Genomic DNA, 19,826 nt, shown 5'->3' on the forward strand with positions numbered 1-19,826 from the left:
CGGTCACTCGCTGCGGGCGGTCTCCGGACCGGTGATCCGTTCCAGCAGCGGCAGGGTGGAGGCGATGACGGCGAGGCAGGCCGCCAACCCGACGACGACGATCACGTAGAAGCCCGGCTGCGGCGCGACGAGCGTGTAACCCATCTGCGCCCGCAGGAACAGGTGGGCGGCGAGCAGACCCATGCCGATGGCGACCGCGGCGACGGCGAGCATCGGTACGGCGCTCTCCAACGCGACCACCCGACGCAGCACCCGTACCGGCGCTCCGCTGAGCCGCAGCAGGCTGAACGGGCGTCGGCGTTCGGTGAGGCCGCCGATAACGCTGACCGCGAGGCTGCACCCGCCGAGCGCGAGGCTGGCGATGATGATGACGTTGGCCAGTTGTTCCCAGCCGCGCAGCGTGTCGGCGAAGTCCGACTCGAAGTCGCCTGGCACGTTCGGCCCCACCCAGAAGCTCGGGAAGGCGACCTCCAGCACGGTGCGGACGCGCTCGACGGCGGCGGCGGAACCGTCGGTGCCGACGACCATCGACCCGACCGGTAGCCGCTGAAGCTCGTCGAGGGTGAACGACGCGGCGGGCCAGACCGTCGCGGGCGAGGCGGACTCCCGCCAGCGGCTGAGACCGATCGGCACCTCGATGACGCTCGCGCCGTCGGCGCACCGGCCGTACGCGCTCGGGAGGTCGGTGCACGCGATCAACCCGCCCTCGCCGCCGTTCGTGATGTCCGGGTCTTCCCGGACGGCGGTCGCGGACCGTACGCCGCTGATCGCCCGCAGCTCGGCGAAGAGCGGGTCGGGCACCGACGGCACCTTCTCGTCGAAGACGGTGGTCACCGTGCCCGCGTCGGTCGAGCCGATCGGGGCCGGACCGCGGTTGTCGATGATCGTGGTGATCACGCCGACGGCCACGCTCGTCACGAAGAGCGCGAGCATGATGCCGCTGATCGCCCGGAAGCCTGCCTTCGGGTTGTCGGCGAGACGCCGCGCGGCGATGAGGGTGGCGGGGCGGCTGGCGTACCGCGCCATCACCCGGGCACCGACCATCGTCAGCCAGGGGCCGGCGAAGATCAGGCCGAGCATGATGAGCAGCAGCCCGGGTAGGAAGACCGCCGCCTGGCCGTCGGACGTGGCGGGCCGGAAGCTGATGGCGAAGAACAGCACGGCGACGCCGAGCACCATCGGGATCAGTCGGTACGCGCGCGGCGCACGGGGGGTGACCCGGCGGGTGACGCCCAGCGGCGAGATCCGTACCCGACGCAGCGAGACCTGGGCGGCCAGCGCCGCGCCGGCCGGGACGCCGAGCGCCACCAGCAGGACGTCCAGCACGCCCAGTGACATGTCACTGGGGAAGAACGGCATGCCGGTGAACGGGATGCCCGCGAGCGGGTCGCGGAAGGCGTAGAACAGGCCGAAGCCGACGGCGGTGCCGGCGACGGCGGCGGCGGCCGCCTCCACCGCGGCGACCGTCGAGATCTGCCGGGGCGTCGCGCCGACCAGGCGCATCGCGGCGAAACGCTGCTCCCGGCGGGCGGCGCTGAGCCGGGTGGCGGTGCCGATGAAGATCAGTACCGGGAACAGCAGCCCGCCGGCGATCACGCCCAGGATGAGGTTCACCGCGGTCTCGGGAAGCGCTGGTTTGTCACCGACGTCGCTGACCTGCCTGGCGTCGGGCAGCTTGCCGACGCTGTCCGGGGTGCCGCCGACGATGGCGAGCAGGGTGTTCGGTGAGGTCAGCCCGGCGGGGGCGACGGTGCCGACGTCACGGCCCGGGTAACGGTCGCTCAACTGGTCGGCCGGGTGCGCGGCCAGCAGTTCCCGCAGCGCGGGCGAGGCGTAGAACTCGCCGGGACCGGGAGTGGTCGGGACGCCGGCCGGGGTGGGCGCGTTCGAGCCGGTGGCGGCCACGTCGATCCGGATGATCTGCTCGCCGTGGAAGTAGTCGTTTCGGGTCGACCACCACAGCGGGTCGGCGTCGCCGCCGGTCGAGGCGCTGGGATACACCGAGGCGTACCGGGTGAGCTGGGCGTCGACGGCGTTGACCCCGGCGAGTGTGGTCAGCAGCAGACCGCTGCCGACCGCGACGGCGGCGGCGATGACGATCAGGCGGGTGAGCGCCTCACGGCCGCCGGCCACGGCGAGGCGGAGCCCGAAGCGGATCATGAGGCGATCCGGTCCGGCGCGTTCACGCGCCCGTCGCGGACCATGACCTCGCGGTCGGCGTACGCGGCGATCCTCGCCTCGTGGGTGACCAGGATGACAGTGGTGCCCTGCTCGCGGGCGGCGCCGACCAGCAGGTCCATCACCTGCTCACCGGTGAGCGAGTCGAGCGCGCCGGTCGGCTCGTCGGCGAAGAGCACCTGCGGCTCGGCGACCAGGCCCCGGGCCAGGGCTACGCGCTGCGCCTGCCCACCGGACAACTCACCCGATCGGCGCTGTTGCATGCCGTCGAGGCCGAGGCGCTCGAACCAGGTGTACGCCCTGCGCAGCGCCTCGGTCCGGCGTACGCCGCTGAGCAGCATCGGAAGGGCGACGTTCTCGGCCGCCGTCAGCTCGGGGACGAGCTGGCCGAACTGGAACACGAACCCGAACCGGTCCCGGCGCAGGCTGCTGCGCTCGGTCTCGGCCATGGCGTGGACCTTGGCCCCGTCGAAGAGGATCTCGCCGGAGTCGGGCACCAGGATGCCGGCCAGGCAGTGCAGCAGGGTGGACTTGCCCGAGCCGCTGGGGCCCATGACGGCGACGATCTCGCCCGCGTCCACGGCGAGGCTGGCGCCGCGCAGGGCGGGGGTCTGACCGAAGGAGAATTCGACGTCACGCGCTTCGATCACGACGCTCACCGCCGCACCTCCTTCCGCAGGGCGTCCAGTCGGGCGCCGGTCATCTCGATCCACCGGAGGTCCGCCTCCAGGTGATAGAGGCCGTGGTCGGCGAGCAGCGCGTCGACCAGGCTGCCGGCGCGCTTGATCTCGGTCAGCTCCCGCATCCGCCGCAGGTGCGCGCTGCGCTGGGTGTCGAGGTATTCGGCGGCCGGCCGGTCGAGCATCAGCGCGAGCACGACCTTGGCGAAGAGCACCGTCTGCAGGTGTGGTTCCGGGTCGACCGGCTGGGTCAGCCACTGCTCGACCTCGGTCGCCCCGACGTCGGTGATGACGTAGCGCTTGCGGTCCGGGCCGGAGCCGGGGGCGACGTCGCTGATCACCACCTTGCCGTCGCGGGCCAGTCGGCTGAGGGTGGAGTAGACCTGGCCGAACGGCAACGGCTTGCCTCGGCCGAAGAAGGCGTCGTAGTCGCGCTTCAGGTCGTAACCGTGGCTGGGCTCCCGTTCGAGGAGGCCGAGAAGAGTCAGTGGCACGCTCATGCCGGAAGACTACACCGAGGGTATACCTCGCGTATATACCCTCGGTGTGTTGTGGGTCGACGCCTGGTCGAGGCGTTGATGGCGAGGCGATCGAGCTGGCGGGGTCAGCCGGCCAGGGCGCGGGCCAGGGTGTAACCGGCGGTGGCCGCGGCGAGTCCGGCGGCCACGCTGCCCAGCACGTTGGCCAGGGCGAGCAGCCGGTGCCCGCCCCTGGTCAGCCGCAGTGTCTCGTAGCTGAAGGTGGAGTAGGTGGTCAGCGCGCCGCAGAAGCCGGTGCTGAGCAACGCGCTGACCGCCGGGCCAGCCGGCCATCCGGCCAAGGCGCCGAGCAGCAGCGACCCTGCCACGTTGACCAGCAATGTGCCCCAGGGGAACACCGAGGCGTGTCGGGACTGCACGGCCCGGTCGGCGAGGTAGCGCAGCGGCGCGCCGATGGCCGCGCCCAGGGCGATGAGCAGGACGGTCATCGGGCCGCCCGGCGCAGCAGCCCGGCGGTGACCGCATCGCCCAGCCCGACCGCGACGAGCGCCCCGAGCACCGTCGCGGCGAGATACGCCAGCGCGATGCCCGGTGCGCCCGCGACGATCGCCTGCTGGACGTCGACCGCGTAGGTGGAGAAGGTGGTGAAGCCGCCGAGCACCCCGACCCCGAGGAACGGGCGAGCCAGCGGATGCCCACCGTCGAGGTGCCCGAGCACCGCCATCAGCACGCCGATCAGCAGGCAACCGGACGTGTTGATGGTGAAGGTGGCCCACGGGAATCCGGTCGGCGGGTGGGGAACGGCGTGTTGCAGGCCGGCCCGGGCCAGCGCGCCGAGCACCCCGCCGGCCGCGATCACCGCGAGAATCGTCGCGGGGCGCGCGGTCAGCTCGCGGCGGTCGGCGGGGACGCGCAGATCGACGTCGGGGTCGGTACGCGGCTCGAACGGCTCTGGCACGGCTCCTCAGCGTAGTGCCGGCGTCAGCGGCGTCAGCGCCCTGCCGTCGGGCTTGCCGCGCTGCCGGCGGAGGGTGGTGTCAGCGCACTGCCGCCACCGCGGCGTCCGGGCCGCCGCGCCAGAGCGTGCCGACCTCGCGGAAACCGGCGGCGGTGAGCGCGGCGAGGTGCCAGGAGACCGGTGGGTTCCACTCGGGGCTGTGCCCGGTCGGGTAGATCGCGTGACGCCGGGCGACCAGCGGGGCGAGCGCCGGATCGGCGCCGGCCCGCTCCCACCAGTCCGACCAGGACAGCATCGAGCCGGCGGCGTACCGGGCGTTGCGCCGGTCACGGGCCCGGTCCATCAGCCGCTTGGTCAGCTCCGGCAGGGTGTCGTCCGGCATGTGGTCGGCGTTGACGAAGACGCCGCCCGGGCGCAGCACGTCGCGCACCTCGGCGTAGAGCTGCCCGATCCGGTCGGCCGGCAGCCAGTGCAGGGCGGTGGCGGTGAGGACGGCGTCGTACTCGCGGTGGGGGAGCGCGGAGTGCCATTCGGGGGTGCCGAGGTCGGCCGTGATGATGGTGGCCCGGTCGGCCAGCGAGGCGCTGGCGATGGCGAGCAGCGCCGGGTCGAGGTCGACGAGCGTCGTCTGCGCGGTGGGGAAGCGGGCGAGGGTCCGCAGCGAGATGGTGCCGGTGCCGCCGGCCAGGTCGAGCACGCGCGGTGCCCGGCCGTCGATGACCGCGTCGACGGTGTCGAGCATCGCGGCGAACCGGTGTTCCCGGTCCGGGAGGTAGGCCTCCTGCTGGCGGTCCCAGCTTTCCTGCCAGGCCCAGGGATCCTCGATGTAAGGAGTCATAGCGATCAGGCTAATTACGCCACGAGTGCGTTGTCCAGACCTTGTTGCACATCTTTTGCAACTGCGAGAAGATGGCGAGGCGATGATCAGAGCGGCGCCGGGCCCGGCGCTTCCGTCCGGCCCGGCGTCCTCGTCCCGCGCCGTCAGAACGCGGCGTCCACCAGGCCCTCGTCGGCCCGGGCCGACTCGTCGCGACGGGCCAACCGCAGCGCTCCGAGCAGGACGCCCAAGCCGGCCAGAGTGAGCGCGGCACCGGCCCAGATCGGCGAGGTGTAGCCGAGCCCGGCGGCGATGGTCACACCGCCGATCCAGGCGCCCAGCGCGTTGCCGAGGTTGAACGCGGCGATGTTCGCCCCGGAGGCCAGGGTTGGCGCCTGCTGGGCGTACCGCATGATCCGCATTTGCAGCGGCGGCACGGTGGCGAAGCCGAACCCGCCCATCAGCACCAGCGCGACGATGGTCAGCACCGGGTTGGTGGCGGTCAGCGCGAAGCCGACGAGCACCACGGTGAGCACCGCCAGGACGGTGACCAGGGTGCGCGACAGGGACCGGTCCGCCGCCCGGCCGCCGAGCAGGTTGCCCGCGAAGAGCCCGGCTCCGAAGAGCACCAGCAGCCACGGCACCGTGCTGGAGGCGAAGCCGCTGACCTCGGTGAGCGTGTAGGCGATGTAGGTGAACGCGCCGAACATCCCACCGAAACCCAGGACGGTGATCACCAGGGAGAGCCAGACCTGGGCGTGGGTGAAGGCGCGCAACTCGCCGCGCAGCCCGCCGGCCGGCCGGTCGGCGTCGGCGGTGTCGCCCGCCGGGATGAGCGCTGCCAGCCCGACCAGGGCGACCACGCCGATGGCGGTGATCGCCCAGAACGTCGACCGCCAGCCGAAGTGCTGCCCGAGGAAGGTGCCGAAGGGCACGCCGAGCACGTTGGCGATGGTCAGGCCGGCGAACATCATGGCGATGGCACCCGCCCGGCGCGCGGGTGCGACCAGGCCGGCGGCGACCACCGCGCCGATGCCGAAGAACGCGCCGTGGCAGAGCGCGGCGACGATCCGGCCGGCCATCATCACGGCGTAGTCGCCGGCGATCGCGGAGAGCAGGTTGCCGATGATGAAGAGCACCATCAGGCCGAGCAGGACCGGTTTGCGCGGCAGTCGGGTGACCGCCGCGGTGAGGGCGACCCCGCCGACGGCCACGCTGAGCGCGTAGCCGGAGATCAACCAGCCGGCCACCGGTTCGGTGACCGCGAAGTCGGCGGCCACCTCGGGCAACAGCCCCATGATGACGAACTCGGTGAGCCCGATGCCGAAGGCGCCGATGGCCAGCGCGATCAGGCCGGGCGGCAGGGACGTGTGGCGTACGGACATGGTCTTCCCGTCGAGAGGGGGCAGATGTGAGGCGTGTGCAACTACACGCGCCAGCAACGAGATACTTGCACGCGCTTTATATCGGCGCAAGCGTGGTAGCCTGGCATCCGTTCAGATCACACCGAGGAGGCAGCCATGGGCATCGCGGACGACGCGGTCGAGATCCGCGCCCAGGGTTGGCGCACCCTCGCCGCCCTGCACGGGCTGATCGAGACGTCCCTGGAACGCGCCCTACAGGCCGGCCACGACCTCTCCGTCGTCGAATACACAGTGCTCGACGCGCTGTCCCGCCAGGACGGCTGGCACATGCGGATGAGCCAGCTCGCCCGCGCCGCCGCGCTCTCCGGCAGCGCCACCACCCGGCTGGTCACCCGCCTCGAACAGCGGGGGCTGCTCACCCGGATCCTCTGCGCCGACGACCGGCGCGGCATCTACACCGAGCTGACCCCGGCCGGCTCCGAGCTGCTCGCCCAGACCCGACCGACCCACGACCGGGTGCTCACCGAGGCGCTCGCCCAGGCGGAGGCCACCCCCGAGCTGGCACCACTGGTCGACGCCCTGCACCGGCTGCCCGCCGCCCGCTGACCGCCCCGCCGGCCGGCGCGACGGCGGGCGTACGGTACCCGCAGCCCCACCGGGACCGCGCCAAGGAGGCAGCCGATGCAGGACCGCACCCCTCGTCCGGAGGAGCTGGAGCCGATCGAGCGCGCCGGCATCGACGAGCTGCGCGCCCTGCAACGCGACCGACTGCGCTGGTCGCTGCGGCACGCGTACGACAACGTGCCGCACTACCGGCGGGCGTTCGACGCGGTCGGGGTGCACCCCGACGACTGCCGGGATCTCGACGACCTGGCCCGCTTCCCGTTCACCGGCAAGGCCGAGCTGCGGGAGAACTACCCGTTCGGCATGTTCGCCGTACCCCGGGAGCGGGTCGCCCGCCTGCACGCCTCCTCCGGCACCACCGGCCGCCCGACGGTGGTCGGCTACACCCGCGACGACCTGCGCACCTGGGCGCGCCTGATGGCCCGCTCGATCCGCGCCTCCGGCGGCCGTCCGGGTGACCGGGTGCACGTCGCGTACGGCTACGGGCTCTTCACCGGCGGTCTGGGCGCGCACTACGGGGCTGAAGAGTTGGGCTGCACCGTCATCCCGGTCTCCGGTGGCATGACCGAGCGTCAGGTCATGCTGATCCGCGACTTCGAACCCGAGGTCATCATGGTCACGCCCAGCTACCTGCTGGCCATCGTGGACGAGATGCGCCGCCAGGGCATCGACCCGCGGTCCACCTCGCTGCGGGTGGGCATCTTCGGGGCCGAGCCGTGGACCGAGGACATGCGCCGGGAGATCGAGCAGCAGCTGGACATCCACGCCGTCGACATCTACGGGCTCTCCGAGGTGATGGGTCCCGGTGTGGCGACCGAGTGCGTCGAGACCAAGGACGGGCTGCACCTCTGGGAGGACCACTTCTACCCGGAGATCATCGACCCGGTCACCGGGGCCGTGCTGCCCGACGGCGAGCGCGGTGAGCTGGTGTTGACCTCGCTGAGCAAGGAGGCGATGCCGGTCGTGCGCTACCGCACCCGCGACCTGACCCGGCTGCTGCCCGGCACCGCCCGGCCGATGCGCCGGATCGAGAAGATCACCGGCCGGACCGACGACATGATGATCCTGCGCGGGGTGAACATCTTCCCCACCCAGATCGAGGAGCTGATCCTGCGGATTCCGCAGTTGTCGCCGCACTTCCAGTGCGTCCTCGACCGGCACGGCCGGCTGGACACCCTCACGGTGCGGGTGGAGCGGCGCGCCGGCGTCGCCGTGGATGCCGCCGACCGGGCCGGCGGCACGCTGGTGCAGCTGGTGAAGAACACCATCGGCGTGAGCGTGGCGGTCGAGGTGCTCGCCCCGGACACTGTGGAACGGTCGATGGGCAAGATGCGCCGCATCGTCGACCAGCGGCCCACCTCGACGTCGAACCCGACATAGGATCCCGCGCATGCGTGTGCTGGTGGTCTCCGCCCCGCTCGTCGGGCACGTCTTCCCACTGGTGCCGCTCGCGGTCGCGCTGCGCGACGCCGGCCACGACGTGCTGGTGGCCACCGGCGGTGGGGGCCTGGCCGCCGCCGAGGCCGGTCTGTCGGTGCACGACATCGCGCCGGGCTTCGACTTCGGGCGGATCGCGCTGCGGGTCTTCCCCCGCCATCCGCTGATCGCCCGCGCGGAGCTGGCCGGCACCGCCGGCACCCGGGGCGCCGGCCTGCTGTTCGGCGCGCTCAACGACCAGCTCACCGACCCGGTGGTCGCGCTGGCCACCGACTGGCGGCCGCATCTGGTGGTGTACGAGCCGTTCGCGGTCGCCGGTGCGGTCGCCGCCGCGCGCCTCGACGTGCCGGCCGTACGCCAGGAGAACGCCCTCTTCGATGGCCGGGATCTGGTCCGCGCCACCGTCGCCCGACTCGGCGGTGCGCTGCGCCGCCACGGCCTCACCGAGCTGCCCGCGCCGGCCGCCGCCCTGGCCGTGGCCCCGCCCAGCGTTGCCACGCAGGGCGGCTGGCCGATGCGCTACTCGTCCTACGTGGGCGGTGGCGAGCTGCCGGACTGGCTGCGCGAGCCGGGTGACCGCCAGCGGATCCTGGTCACCCGCAGCACCCTGACCGGCCCCGGCGACCGGGGGCCGATGCCCGCCGTGGTGGCCGCCGCCGCCGAGGTGGACGCGGAGATCGTGCTGGTCCGTCCCGACGAACGGTCGGCCCGCTCGGTGCCCGGCAACGTCCGGGTGGTCGACTGGATCCCCCTCGACGAGGCGTTGCCGGCGAGCACGGCGCTGGTGCACCACGGTGGGGCGGGCAGCGTCCTCGGTGCCCTCGCCGCCGGCCTGCCCCAACTGGCCACCACGGGTCCCGGGGACCGGCGGCACAACGCCGAGCTGGTGGCCCGCCGGGGCGCCGGTCTGGCGCTGCGTCCCCGCGACATCACCGCGCGGGCCCTGACCCAGCTGCTCACCGACGAGCGCCTGCGTACCGCCGCCGCGCAGGTCAGCCGCGAGATCGCCGGGATGCCGCCACCGACCGACCTGGTCGCGCGGCTGACGGCACTGGTCTGACGCCCGCTGGGCGTGGCCACCCCGGACTGTCGCCCGGCTGCGGCAGGATGACCGGATGCGACACGTCGTGCTGTTCCACTCCGTGTACGGGCTACGGTCCGCCGTGCGCGCCGCCGCCGACCGGTTGCGCGCCGCCGGGCACCAGGTCAGCACCCCCGACCTGTACGGCGTCCCGGCCGCCGACACCGTCGAGGAGGGCTTCGCGCTGCTCGACAAGATCGGCCAGGAGGTGGTGCTGGACCGGGCCCGGGCCGCGCTGCGTGACCTGCCACCGCAGACCGTGCTCGCCGGCTTCTCGATGGGCGCCGGGGTGGCCGGGGCGCTGCTGGCCGAGCGCCCCGACGCCGCCGGTCTGCTCCTGCTGCACGGCACCGGTGGGGCCCCGGACGCGGTCCGACCCGGGTTGCCGGTGCAGCTGCACCTCGCCGACCCCGACCCGTACGACGTCCCGGACGAGGTCGACGAGTGGCAGCGGGCCATGACCGGCGCCGGCGCCGACCTGACGGTGTTCCGCTATCCCGGGGTGGGCCACCTGTTCACCGATCCGGAGGTGGCTGAGTATTCCCCGGACGCCAGCGCGGCGGCCTGGCCGCGCGTGCTGGCCTTCCTGGCCGCTTGCTGATCACCAGGCCCGGGGGCGTGACCTCGTCGCCCTGGCCGGTCGGCTGAGCCGCCGACCCCGCTCAGTTGGCGGTGGCGCCGATGCGTGGGGGAGTGGCGGTGCCGTGCACCCGCCGGGCGTGGTTGGCGAACAGCCGGGGCGCGATGATCGGCATGAGCAACCGGGCCGGCAGCGGGGCGTGCGCGAGCACCGCCTTGACCACTGCCGGGTCGCCCTCGTACATGGCCAGGCCGAAGGCCAACGGCAGCTGCTTCTTCGAGGACTTGCTCATCCCGTGCTCGCCGAGCCGCATCCACTCCCTGGCGGTGACGTGCCGTTCCGCCAGGGGCAGGATCTCCTTCTCCTCCAGAGCCATGTGCTCGATCAGCGCGCTGCGGAGCTGTTCCAGGGCGTCGGCGAGCTGCTCGCCGTCGCGTCCGGTACGACGCCACTGGGGGAGGAGGGCCACCACCGCCGCGTGGGCGTCCTCGATGGCGTGGTGCTGCGCCTCCATGGTGGGGACGATCGCCGCCTGCGCGCCGCCGCGCTCCAGCAGCAGCGGCCACAGCAGCAGGTCCTCGCCCTCGTGGTGCAGGTGCAGGATGTGGCAGAGCATCTCGGCGTGGGCGCCGACGACCTCCGCGCGCCTGGTGTCGCCCGGTGTGACGTCCCGGACGAGCTGCGGCAGCAGGCTGAATTCGCGACGGAGCGCGGAGTGCGCCATGTACATGTCGCGCACGTCGGCCATGGCTTCGCGGTGGTTCTGGTTCACGGTGACCTTTCCGAGGGATCAACTGGCACAGATCTGTTGATCATGCTCGGTGTCACTTGTAACCGGCTTGGAATCCACCAACCGTGCCGGTCAGCCGGCCAACGCCGCCGTCGCCTCGGCCAGCCAGTGCGGCGACTCCCACCGGCGGGCCACCCGTGCGGCGAGCGTGAAGTGCCGGGTCGCCTCCTCGGTGCGGCCCAGCAGCCGGCACAGCTCCCCGAGCGTCAACGCGACCGGCCGCACCACGGCCGCGGTGGTGGAGAAACCGGCCAGTTGGTCGCTGACCGGGAGCAGCGCGTCGATCACCGGCTGGGCCAGGTCCCGCCGACCCAGCGCCACGATGACCATCCCGCGGACGGTGAGCAACGCCGACTCGAAGTAGTCCGGGCGGTACGTGTGCCGCCCGATCGGCATGGCCCGCGCCTCGGCCAGGCGTCCGCTTCCGATCAACGCCAGCGCCAGCAGGTCGTCCACGATCGGGCCCAACGACTCCCGGATCCGCCGGGTCGCCGCCAGGTGCTCACCGAACCGTCCCTGGCTGATCAGCAGGGTCCCGGTGGAGAAGTAGTGGAAGGACTCGGCGTGCAGCGAACCCTGCCGCCGCATCTGCACGGCGACCTCGTCGTAGTGCCGTTGCGCGGCGACGAAGTCGCCGGCGACGTGCGCGAGGGTGCCCAACGAGCACAGGTTGATGGTCTGCGCCTCGTTCAGCTGGTACGTCTCGGCCAGCCACCCCTGCCGGGCGACGCTGAGGCGCAGCTCGTCCGGTTCGTTGAGGGCGGCGGCGCAGTGGCCCAGCACCTGCTCGGCTACCGAGCGGTAGGTCACCAGCCCATGCTCGTCGGCGAGGTCGCGCAGCTCCACGGCCAGCTCCCGACGGGCCGGCGCTTCCCGCTCGTAGCTCATGGTGCGCATCCGCGCGGCCAGCCCGAGGGCCCGCAGCTCGGGGTCGTCGAGGCGCCGCCCGAGGGCCAACGCCTCCCGCCCGGCCGCCACGCCGCGCGGGTCGGATTCGCCGTCCAACTCCGTGGCGAGCGCCTCCAGCAGTCGGCAACGGGCAACCGGGTCCAGGTCGTCGGCGCGCAGCAGCCGGGTGAGCACCTCGACGACGCGGTGGTCCACCACGCCGTACTCGTGGGTCAGCCACGGGGTGGGGACGGTCCACGCGGTGAACGCCGCGACCAGCAGGTCGTCGCGGCCGGACTGCGCGGCGACGTCGAACGCCCGGGCGCGGGTCTGCCGGGCGGCGGCCACCGCACCGGCGCGCGCGTAGGCGCGCAACAGCCGGCCGAGCAGGTCGACCCGCAGCGCGTCGCGGTCCCCGGCGACCGTGGCGGCGGCCTCGACGGCGTTGCTGAGCAGCTCGATCGCGGCGTCGTACGCGTACCGTCGCTCGGCCAGTTCGGCGGCCCGGATGGCGTAGTCCACGGCGAGCGGCGCGGTGTCGGCCGACGCGGCGCGGGCGTACTGGTGGGCGAGGGCCGGGTAGTCGTCGGGCCGCAACCGGCGGGTGGCGGCGGCGATCCGGGCGTGCAGGCGGGTGCGGCGCAGCTGCGGCAGGTCGGTGTAGATGGTGTCGCAGACGAGGCCGTGCACGAACCGCACCCGCCCGGGCGCCGGTTCGGTGAGCAGTCCGGCGGCCAGCCCGGCCTCCAGCCCCCGTAGCACAGTGGCCTCGTCGGTGCCGGCGGCGTCGACGAGCGTCGGCACGTCAGCCTCCCGCCCGACGGCGGCGGTGAGGCGCAGCACCGACACGGCCGTCGCCGGCAGCCGGGAGAGCCGTCGGCGCAGCACGTCGCGTACGCCCTCGGGCACGTCGGAGGTGGCGACGAGCGTGCCCTCGGCGGCGAGCAGCCGCGCCGACTCCCGGACGTAGAACGGGTTGCCGCCGGTCCGCTCGGCCAACGCGGCGACCGTGTCCGGGTCGACGGTGGTCCGGGCCAGCGCGCCGAGCAGCCGTTCGACCTCGGACGTGCTCAGGCCGCCCAGCGGGATCCGGTGGGGTGACCGGCGGGCCAGCACGGCCATCGTCTCGGCGAGGCGGTCGGCGTTGTCCGCGGGCCGCAGCGCCGCGACGAACAGGACGGCGCCGGTGGTCATCTCGGTGACGCTCTGCAACAGCAGCAGGGTCTCCGCGTCGGCGGCGTGCAGGTCGTCGAGGATCACGGCGACCGGTCTGCGGGTCGCGGCGGCGTCCAACCAGGTGCCCACCGCGCGGTGCAGCCGGAACCGGCCGGCGGTGACGTCGCCACCGGGCTCACCGTCGCCGCCGCCGAGCAGCGGGGCGAGCGCGGGTGCGAGGTCGCCCGGGGGTGCCTGCTCGGCGAGTTGCCGCAGCGCCTCGACCCAGGCCCAGGCCGGCGGGGCGCCGTCGACCTCGGGGCAACGGCCGACGGTGACCAGCCAGCCGTGGTCGATGAGCTCCTGCCGGAACCGGGTGAGCAGGCTGGTCTTGCCGGCCCCGGCCTCACCGCTGAGCACTGCGACCCGCGGCCCGCTCGCCACCGTGTCGGCGGCGGCCTGCCGCAGCGCTTCCCCCTCGACCTCCCGGCCGACGAAGACCTCCTGCGACACCTGTCGCCCGGCGCGTACCGGTGCCGGCGTCGCCGGTGGCAGCAGGTCGAGGCGCTGGCCGAGGATCGCGGACTCCACCTCGACCAACGCCGGGCCCGGGTCCAGACCGAGCTGGTCGGCCAGGGTCGCCCGCGCCCGCCGCAGCGCGGCGAGCGCGTCGCCCTGCCGGCCGGTACGCCACAACGCCAGCGCCAGCAACCGCCAGCTCTCCTCCCGCAGCGGCGCCTGCCGGGTCAGCAACTCCGCCTCCGGCACCGCCTCGGCCGCGTCGCCGCAGCGCACCGTCACGTCGAGCAGCAACTCCCGGGCGCCGAGGCGCAGCTCCTCCAGCCGCAACACCTCCGGCTGCGCCCACGGCTCCCCGGCGAACTCGGCGTACGCCCGACCGCGCCACAGGTCGAGGCCGTCGCGCAGCAGGTGACGTGCCCGGCTCGGGTCGGTGGGGCCGACCGCGCGCGCCTCGGCGAGCAGGGTCTCGAACCGGCCGGCGTCGACGGCGTCGGCGGGCAGCCGCAGCGCGTAACCCGGTGCCGCGGTGACCAGGACCCGGGCCGGCGCCCGGCGTTCGCGGGCCGGTTCCACCAGGCGGCGCAGGTGCGAGATGTACGCCTGCAGGGAGGCGATCGCCCGTGGTGGCGCGTCGCCCCGCCACAGATCCTCGATCAGCTGACCGACGGAGACGACCTCGCCCCGGGCCGCGAGCAGCAGCGCGAGCACGGCGCGTTGCCGGGGGCCGCCGAGGTCGACCGGCCCGCCTGTGTCGACCTCGACCTCAAGCGGCCCGAGCACCCGTAGCAGCATGACGGGACCAATCCTAGTCACGCCGGGTGACCGGCTCGCCCGCTCCCGTCGGACGGTGGCAAGCCAGCTCACCCCAGGTGGGGGCGCCTCGCTCTCGATGCCACCTCAGGCGCAGGCGGCCAGAGCATCCGACCAGCGCGGCGACGGCGTACCGGGCGTGCCGCGTAACGGGGGTGTCTCCCCGACGCCGACGAGCGCACCCCGTCGGGCGGAGCCCGGTACGGCGGGCCTGGCGCTGATCGCCGCCCGGGATCGGGCGACCTCCGGGGGCCAGTGCCCGGCCGCGTTGCGTCGGGACGCGGCCGTCGAGGCGGCCGGGGTCGGCGGCCCGTCACCGGCCGACCCGACGACCCGCAGCCGACCGGAACCCGGCAAACGGTGGGTCTGCCGATTCGGCGCGGCCGGCGCGGTGGCCATCGTCGGGGTGCGAACGGGTCGGTGCCGCACCGGGCCGGTGGCACCCGGTCGCGACACCGGGGCCAGTGTGGTGTCGAGGCCGGCCCGGGAGCGGACCGCGTCGAGACGCACGACCTGCGCGGTCGCGGCGTCGACGACGCCGGTGCCGACCGCCTCGGCAGGGTCGGCGGTGTGCGCGTGGACGGTGTCGAGGCGCGGCGTGTCGGCGGTTCGGCTGGCGAAGACGGCGCGCAGGGCGCGGGGCAACCGCTCGGCGGCGACCTGGCGCAGCGCGGGCGCGGCGAACGCGTACCCGTCGACGCGGTGCGGACGCAGCAGCCCGGCGGCGACCAGACCGCGCAGCGCGGGTGCGGACCGGCCGGGCGTCCAGCCGAGTGCCCGGTCCACTGCCGCGCCGTGGATGAGGCCACCGAGGGTGCCGGCGGCCATCAGCACCGCCCGCCGCTCACCGTCGAGGTGGTCCACTTCCGCGCCGACCGCCCGGCGGACCGCCTCGGGCAGCGCAAGTGCCGCCGGGTCGGCGCCGTCCACCAGCGACGTCACGTACGCCGTCGCGTGCCCGGGGCGGCCTCCCACCAGCGGCAGCAGCCGGTCGACCAGGGCCACCGGCTGCCCGGCCCGGCTGAGCAGGTGGCGCAGCAGCCGGCCGGACTGCACAGTGGCCAGCGGGCCGATCGTCACCCGTCGGGCCGGACCGGGCCGGGTGTCGGCCCACTGCGGCTGGTGCACGGTGAGCACTGCCAGCGGCAGCGCGCGCTCGGTCGCCGCGCGGAACAACGCGTGCAGGAACCGGCTCACCGCCGGCGCGGCCCGGTCCAGGTCGTCGACGGCCACTATCAGCGGCCGGTCGGCGGCCAGGCGCAGCAGGACCTCCCGGCAGATCGCCGCGCCGGCGAGGGCAGCGGCCGAGCCGTCCGGGGTGGTCAGCAGGCGCTGCAGCGCCGGGACGGCGGTGGCCACCCTGGTCGGCGGGAACAGCGGCGTCAGGGCGGTGACCAGCCGGTCGTGGACCGCCGCCGGTCCGTCGCTGTGCCGGATCCCGGCGAGGTTTCGGAGCAGGTGCGCGACCGGCGCCAACACCTGATCGGGGTACGGCTGGCAGGCCGCCACGCACCAGCGGACGGGCGTACCGTCCACCGTGGTCAGGCCGCGGGTCAGCTCGTGCAGCAGCCGGCTGCGGCCACTGCCGGTGGGGCCGACCAGGGAGATCCAGCGTGGCGCCCGGTCCCGGATGGCCCCGCCCAACTGGTCGCGGATGGTGGCCAGTTCGCGGCGTCGGCCGATCAGCGGACCGTCGTGCCGGTCGGCGCCGGGGCGGACCGGGCCGACGGCGTGCCACAGCGGCACCGGCGGCACCCGACCGGCCACCGGCACCGGCGTCAGCTGACGCTGGGTGATCAGGCCGGCGGTGGCGCGGGCGGTGGCCGCGCAGAGCGCGACGCCGCCGGGTGCGGCGTACTCCTGCAGGCGGGCGGCGGCGGTGATCACCGCGCCGCTGGCCACGCCGTGCCCGCCGGTGACGACGTCGCCGAGGTCGACCACGACCTCGCCGGTGGCCACCCCGACGCGGACGCGCAGCCGGATGTCGCCGACCATGGGCCGGCGGTCCAGCGCGGCCTGGATCTCCAGGCCGGCGCGCACCGCCCGGTAGGCGTCGAAGCCGTCGGAGTGCCGCGCGCCGAAGAGGGCCATCACGGCGTCGCCGATGTACTTCTCCACCACCCCCTGCCAGCGGTGCAGCACACCGGCGACGGTGTCGAAGTAGGCCTGCTGCAACGCCCGGACGTCCTCCGGGTCGAGGCGGCCCACCAGGGCCGTGGAGCCGACGATGTCCGCGAAAAGGACGGTGACGACGCGCCTCTCCTGCGGTACCGGCCAGAGCGGGGTGACGGTCCGTTGCGTGTCGACGATGATGCTGGTGGTCATGGGTGTCGCACCGGCCTTTCTCCCCGCGGTTGCCTGATCACCTCCGGAGATTGGCACTCCTGGGCCGACGGGGGATCTGCAGAACGACGTATGTCGGCCACCTGCAACCTTTAGTCGCAAAGTCGACGCGAGGAGTACCACAAGCGGCAGGCAGCCGTAGAACGGTGCGGGGCCCTGTGATTAGGCTGCGTGGCATGGCCAGCGATGTGGACACCGCACCGCTCGTGGGCCGGGCCGAGCTGGTGCAGACGGTTCGGTCCGCGTTGCTCGGTGACGGCGCGCACGGGCAGACCGCGGCGGTCTTCCTGACCGGCGAGAGCGGTGTGGGAAAGACCCGGCTGTTGGATGAGATCGGCGACCGCCTGCGGGAGCGGGGTGCCGTGGTGCTCACCGGCAGCTGCCTGGACATCGGCGACGCCTCACCGCTGCACCCGCTGTTGCAGGCGCTGCGCCGGTTCGACACCGAAGTGTCCGCCTCGCCCGCCCGCACCTCCTCGGCGGTGCGGGGGCTGCTGCAGATGTTCGCCGACGAGACCGCCGGCCCGGACGGCGCGGGCGCGTTGCTGGAGCGGGTCTCCCGCGGCCTGCACCTGATCGCCGAGGGTCGGCCGTTGGTGCTGATCCTGGACGACCTGCAGTGGGTCGACCGCAGCACCCGTCAGCTTCTGCTCTACCTGCTCGCCGGCCTGGGTGATCTTCAGCTGTCGGTGTTGGCCGCGGTCCGGGCCGAGTCGTTGCAGGGCGCGCACCCGCTGCGTCGGGTGCTCACCGAATTGCGTCGGCTGCGCACGGTGCGGGTGCTCGACCTGGCGCCGCTGGGTCGGGCCGACACCGAGACGCTCGCCGCTGCGGTGGTCGGCCGGACGCTGAGCGCCGACGCGGCCGAGCAGGTGTGGCAGCGCAGCGGCGGCAACCCGTTCGTCATCGAGGAACTGGCCCGCGACCTGCGCGACGGCCGCGACGGCCTGTCCGAGACACTGCGGGAGATCTTCCTCGACCGCGTCGACGCGTTGCCCCAGCACGCGCACGCCGTGGTGCACGCGGTGGCCGCCGGTGTCGAGCCGGTGCAGCACTGGCTGCTGGCCGAGGTGCTGCGGATGCCGGAGGACGAGCTGATCGCCGCGGCTCGCGCCGCTGTCGCGCACCGGCTGCTGGTCGGCGCCGACGACGGCTACCGGCTGCGGCACCGCCTCGTCGCCGAGGTGTTGGCCCACGAGCTGCTGCCAGCCGAGCGCTCCGGGCTGCACCGCCGCTACGCCGAGGCGCTGACCACGGCGCCGGGCGAGCTGCACCAGGCCCGGCTGGCGCACCACTGGCGACTGGCCGGCGAACCGGCACGCGCCCTGCCGGCGGCGGTGGCCGCCGCGCAGGAGGCCGAACGGCTGCACGGTTACGCCGAGGCGCACCGGCACTGGTCCGCGGCGTTGCAGTTGGCCGCCGAGCCGGGCCCGTCGACGGTGGACCGGGTCGAGTTGCTGGAGAACGCCGCCGAGGCGGCCCACCACTGTGGGGAGCACGCCCGCGCGTTGGCCCTGCTGGAGGAGCTGGTCGCGCTGCGCGGTGGCGAGCCGAGCTGCGCGCTGCACATCCGCCGTGCCCGTTACCTGGCCGCCGCCGGTCGCTCCGCGTTGGCCGAGGAGGAGTACCAGCGGGCGCTGAAGGCCGAAGACTGCTCCCCCCGGGACCGGGCCACCGCCGCCGCCCGGCTGGCCGAGCTGCTGCTGCACCTCGGCCGGTACGCCGACGCCGGCGAGCGGGCCCGCGAGGCGCTGGCGTTGGCCGAGAACGTGGCGGGCTCGACGACCGAGGTGGTGCTGGCCAGTTCGGCGCTGGGCTTCAGCGACGCCTTCCTGGAAGACCCGGACGCCGGCCTGGCGGTCATGCGTGACGCCCTCGACACCGCCGAGCGCGCCGGTCAGCCGGAGGATGTGGCCTGCGCGTACCTGCACCTGGCGGAGCTGTTGACCGGGCCGCTGAACATCCTCGAAGAGGGTGTGGTGGTGGCCCGTCGGGGTGCCGAACGGGTGGCCGAGCTGGGGCTGGGCCGCACCTGGGGCACCCGGCTGCTGGCCATCGCCATCAACGGGCTGTTCCGGGTGGGCCAGTGGGCCGAGGCGGAGAAGGTGGTGGCCGTAGCGCTGCGACACCGACCGTCCGGTGCGGACGCGGTGGAGCTGCTGCTGGCCCGGTGCCGGCTCTCGGTGGGCTACGGCGACATCGAGGCCGCCGGTCGGGACCTCGACGCGGTGGCGACCCTGCTCGCCGGCGGCGGGGCGCGGCACGTCATTCCGCTGCTCACCCTGCGCTCCGGGCTGGCCATGTGGGAGGGTCGGCACGACGTGGCGCGGCAGGCCGTGCAGCGCGGCCTCACCGAGAGCCGTTCCGACGACGTGATGATCCTCTCCGCGTTGGTCTGGCACGGCCTGCGCGCCGAGGCGGAGGCGCACGCCAGCCGCACCGTGGAGGTGGACCCGACGGCGGTGCGCCGGCTGCGCGACGTGGCCGACCGGATGGCCCGCAAGAGCGCCGGCGCCGCCCGGCCGGTGCGCTCGGTGGTGGAGGGCTTCCTGGCGTTGTGCGCCGCCGAGGTGAGCCGCCTCGACGGCAGCGACCCGGAGCTGTGGGCGGTGTCGGCCGCCGAGTGGGATCGGCGCAACCACCCCTATCCGGCGGCCTACTCGCGGCTGCGGCAGGCCGAGGCGCTGCTGGCCCGCCGCAGCCGGCTGGCCACCGCCGGCAAGCTCCTGCGGGAGGCGTACCGGGTGGCGCAGGGGCTGGGTGCGGTGCCGTTGACCTCGGAGATCCGCGAGTTGGCCGGGCGGGCCCGGGTGTCGCTGGACGAGCGCGACACCACCACCGGTACGCGCAGCGCACCGGCGGAGGCGTCCGACGACGAGCTGACGGCGCTCACCGCACGGGAGCGGGAGGTGCTCGCCCTGGTCGCGGAGGGGTTGACCAACAAGGAGATCGGGCAGCGGCTGTTCATCAGCGAGCGGACCATCGGTGTGCACGTGTCGCACATCTTCGACAAGCTCCAGGTCCGGACCCGGGTGCAGGCCAGCGCGATCCAGCTGCGCAACCAACGGGGCTGACTTACCACCACGACGTATCCCGGCGCGCGTGTGCGCGCCGGGATAC

The 19,826-nt window shown here is 74.0% G+C and carries 15 protein-coding genes; 5 read left to right on the plus strand and 10 right to left on the minus strand.

Annotation, left to right across the window (positions count from 1 at the left end; genetic code table 11):
- Positions 1-3 precede the first annotated feature (3 nt).
- From ACX27O_RS09260 to ACX27O_RS09290, 7 genes are all read right to left on the minus strand, one after another.
- Positions 4-2,160: an FtsX-like permease family protein gene (locus ACX27O_RS09260; RefSeq protein ID WP_357635012.1), complete on the minus strand. Its 2,157-nt coding sequence runs from the start codon at positions 2,158-2,160 to the stop codon at positions 4-6.
- Positions 2,157-2,837 (minus strand): ABC transporter ATP-binding protein, encoded by a 681-nt coding sequence (locus ACX27O_RS09265; protein WP_030327550.1) that lies wholly within the window; start codon positions 2,835-2,837, stop codon positions 2,157-2,159. Before ACX27O_RS09265 ends, ACX27O_RS09260 begins: the two co-directional genes overlap by 4 nt.
- Positions 2,834-3,358, minus strand: coding sequence for a PadR family transcriptional regulator (locus tag ACX27O_RS09270; protein ID WP_210866101.1), 525 nt, complete (start codon positions 3,356-3,358; stop codon positions 2,834-2,836). Before ACX27O_RS09270 ends, ACX27O_RS09265 begins: the two co-directional genes overlap by 4 nt.
- Positions 3,359-3,462: 104 nt before the next feature.
- The gene (gene crcB / locus ACX27O_RS09275) at positions 3,463-3,825 is read right to left on the minus strand and encodes a fluoride efflux transporter CrcB (RefSeq protein WP_210866102.1); all 363 of its coding nucleotides are present in this window, start codon (positions 3,823-3,825) and stop codon (positions 3,463-3,465) included.
- Complete coding sequence (locus ACX27O_RS09280; protein ID WP_210866103.1) at positions 3,822-4,295, minus strand: fluoride efflux transporter FluC; 474 nt, start codon at positions 4,293-4,295, stop codon at positions 3,822-3,824. Before ACX27O_RS09280 ends, crcB begins: the two co-directional genes overlap by 4 nt.
- 79 nt (positions 4,296-4,374) lie before the next feature.
- The gene (locus ACX27O_RS09285; RefSeq protein WP_210866104.1) at positions 4,375-5,133 is read right to left on the minus strand and encodes a class I SAM-dependent methyltransferase; all 759 of its coding nucleotides are present in this window, start codon (positions 5,131-5,133) and stop codon (positions 4,375-4,377) included.
- Positions 5,134-5,276: 143 nt separating this feature from the next.
- Positions 5,277-6,497 carry an MFS transporter gene (locus ACX27O_RS09290; protein ID WP_247680837.1) on the minus strand — a complete coding sequence of 407 codons (1,221 nt, stop codon included), beginning with the start codon at positions 6,495-6,497 and terminating at the stop codon, positions 5,277-5,279.
- 135 nt (positions 6,498-6,632) lie between these two features.
- On the opposite strand from ACX27O_RS09290, the gene ACX27O_RS09295 reads away from it, so the two are divergent.
- The 4 genes from ACX27O_RS09295 (at position 6,633) to ACX27O_RS09310 (ending at position 10,219) form a co-directional block, all read left to right on the plus strand.
- Positions 6,633-7,082, plus strand: coding sequence for a MarR family winged helix-turn-helix transcriptional regulator (locus ACX27O_RS09295; protein WP_030327558.1), 450 nt, complete (start codon positions 6,633-6,635; stop codon positions 7,080-7,082).
- 75 nt (positions 7,083-7,157) lie between these two features.
- On the plus strand, positions 7,158-8,480 hold the full coding sequence (paaK, locus tag ACX27O_RS09300) for a phenylacetate--CoA ligase PaaK (protein WP_458939264.1): 1,323 nt from the start codon (positions 7,158-7,160) through the stop codon (positions 8,478-8,480).
- Between the two features lie 10 nt (positions 8,481-8,490).
- The gene (locus tag ACX27O_RS09305; protein WP_458939265.1) at positions 8,491-9,597 is read left to right on the plus strand and encodes a nucleotide disphospho-sugar-binding domain-containing protein; all 1,107 of its coding nucleotides are present in this window, start codon (positions 8,491-8,493) and stop codon (positions 9,595-9,597) included.
- 55 nt (positions 9,598-9,652) lie between these two features.
- Positions 9,653-10,219, plus strand: a complete 567-nt coding sequence (locus ACX27O_RS09310; protein WP_400446177.1) for a dienelactone hydrolase family protein — start codon at positions 9,653-9,655, stop codon at positions 10,217-10,219.
- A gap of 61 nt (positions 10,220-10,280) precedes the next feature.
- On the opposite strand, the gene ACX27O_RS09315 is transcribed toward ACX27O_RS09310, so the two are convergent.
- The 3 genes from ACX27O_RS09315 to ACX27O_RS09325 all read right to left on the minus strand — a co-directional run bounded on the left by ACX27O_RS09315 (position 10,281) and on the right by ACX27O_RS09325 (position 16,688).
- Entirely contained in the window at positions 10,281-10,970 is a 690-nt protein-coding gene (locus ACX27O_RS09315) for a hemerythrin domain-containing protein (protein WP_458939266.1), read from the minus strand.
- A gap of 90 nt (positions 10,971-11,060) precedes the next feature.
- A complete protein-coding gene (locus tag ACX27O_RS09320) occupies positions 11,061-14,345 on the minus strand; it encodes an ATP-binding protein (RefSeq protein WP_358136576.1) in 3,285 nt (1,094 codons plus the stop codon).
- Positions 14,346-14,450: 105 nt separating this feature from the next.
- Positions 14,451-16,688: an AAA family ATPase gene (locus ACX27O_RS09325; protein WP_458939267.1), complete on the minus strand. Its 2,238-nt coding sequence runs from the start codon at positions 16,686-16,688 to the stop codon at positions 14,451-14,453.
- 194 nt (positions 16,689-16,882) lie between these two features.
- Between ACX27O_RS09325 and ACX27O_RS09330 the strand changes: the two genes are divergently transcribed.
- Complete coding sequence (locus ACX27O_RS09330) at positions 16,883-19,780, plus strand: helix-turn-helix transcriptional regulator (RefSeq protein ID WP_210866107.1); 2,898 nt, start codon at positions 16,883-16,885, stop codon at positions 19,778-19,780.
- Positions 19,781-19,826: the final 46 nt, after the last annotated feature.

Source organism: Micromonospora sp. SD19, assembly GCF_054462275.1.

What these genes read in the sequence shown, in the direction of transcription:
- ACX27O_RS09310 (WP_400446177.1), top strand. Translation starts at nt 9,653, where the DNA reads ATGCGACACGTCGTGCTGTTCCACTCCGTGTACGGGCTACGGTCCGCC.
- ACX27O_RS09295 (WP_030327558.1), top strand. Translation starts at nt 6,633, where the DNA reads ATGGGCATCGCGGACGACGCGGTCGAGATCCGCGCCCAGGGTTGGCGC.
- paaK (WP_458939264.1), top strand. Translation starts at nt 7,158, where the DNA reads ATGCAGGACCGCACCCCTCGTCCGGAGGAGCTGGAGCCGATCGAGCGC.
- ACX27O_RS09320 (WP_358136576.1), bottom strand. Translation starts at nt 14,345, where the DNA reads ATGCTGCTACGGGTGCTCGGGCCGCTTGAGGTCGAGGTCGACACAGGC.
- ACX27O_RS09325 (WP_458939267.1), bottom strand. Translation starts at nt 16,688, where the DNA reads ATGACCACCAGCATCATCGTCGACACGCAACGGACCGTCACCCCGCTC.
- ACX27O_RS09330 (WP_210866107.1), top strand. Translation starts at nt 16,883, where the DNA reads ATGGCCAGCGATGTGGACACCGCACCGCTCGTGGGCCGGGCCGAGCTG.
- crcB (WP_210866102.1), bottom strand. Translation starts at nt 3,825, where the DNA reads ATGACCGTCCTGCTCATCGCCCTGGGCGCGGCCATCGGCGCGCCGCTG.
- ACX27O_RS09290 (WP_247680837.1), bottom strand. Translation starts at nt 6,497, where the DNA reads ATGTCCGTACGCCACACGTCCCTGCCGCCCGGCCTGATCGCGCTGGCC.
- ACX27O_RS09260 (WP_357635012.1), bottom strand. Translation starts at nt 2,160, where the DNA reads ATGATCCGCTTCGGGCTCCGCCTCGCCGTGGCCGGCGGCCGTGAGGCG.
- ACX27O_RS09285 (WP_210866104.1), bottom strand. Translation starts at nt 5,133, where the DNA reads ATGACTCCTTACATCGAGGATCCCTGGGCCTGGCAGGAAAGCTGGGAC.
- ACX27O_RS09305 (WP_458939265.1), top strand. Translation starts at nt 8,491, where the DNA reads ATGCGTGTGCTGGTGGTCTCCGCCCCGCTCGTCGGGCACGTCTTCCCA.
- ACX27O_RS09270 (WP_210866101.1), bottom strand. Translation starts at nt 3,358, where the DNA reads ATGAGCGTGCCACTGACTCTTCTCGGCCTCCTCGAACGGGAGCCCAGC.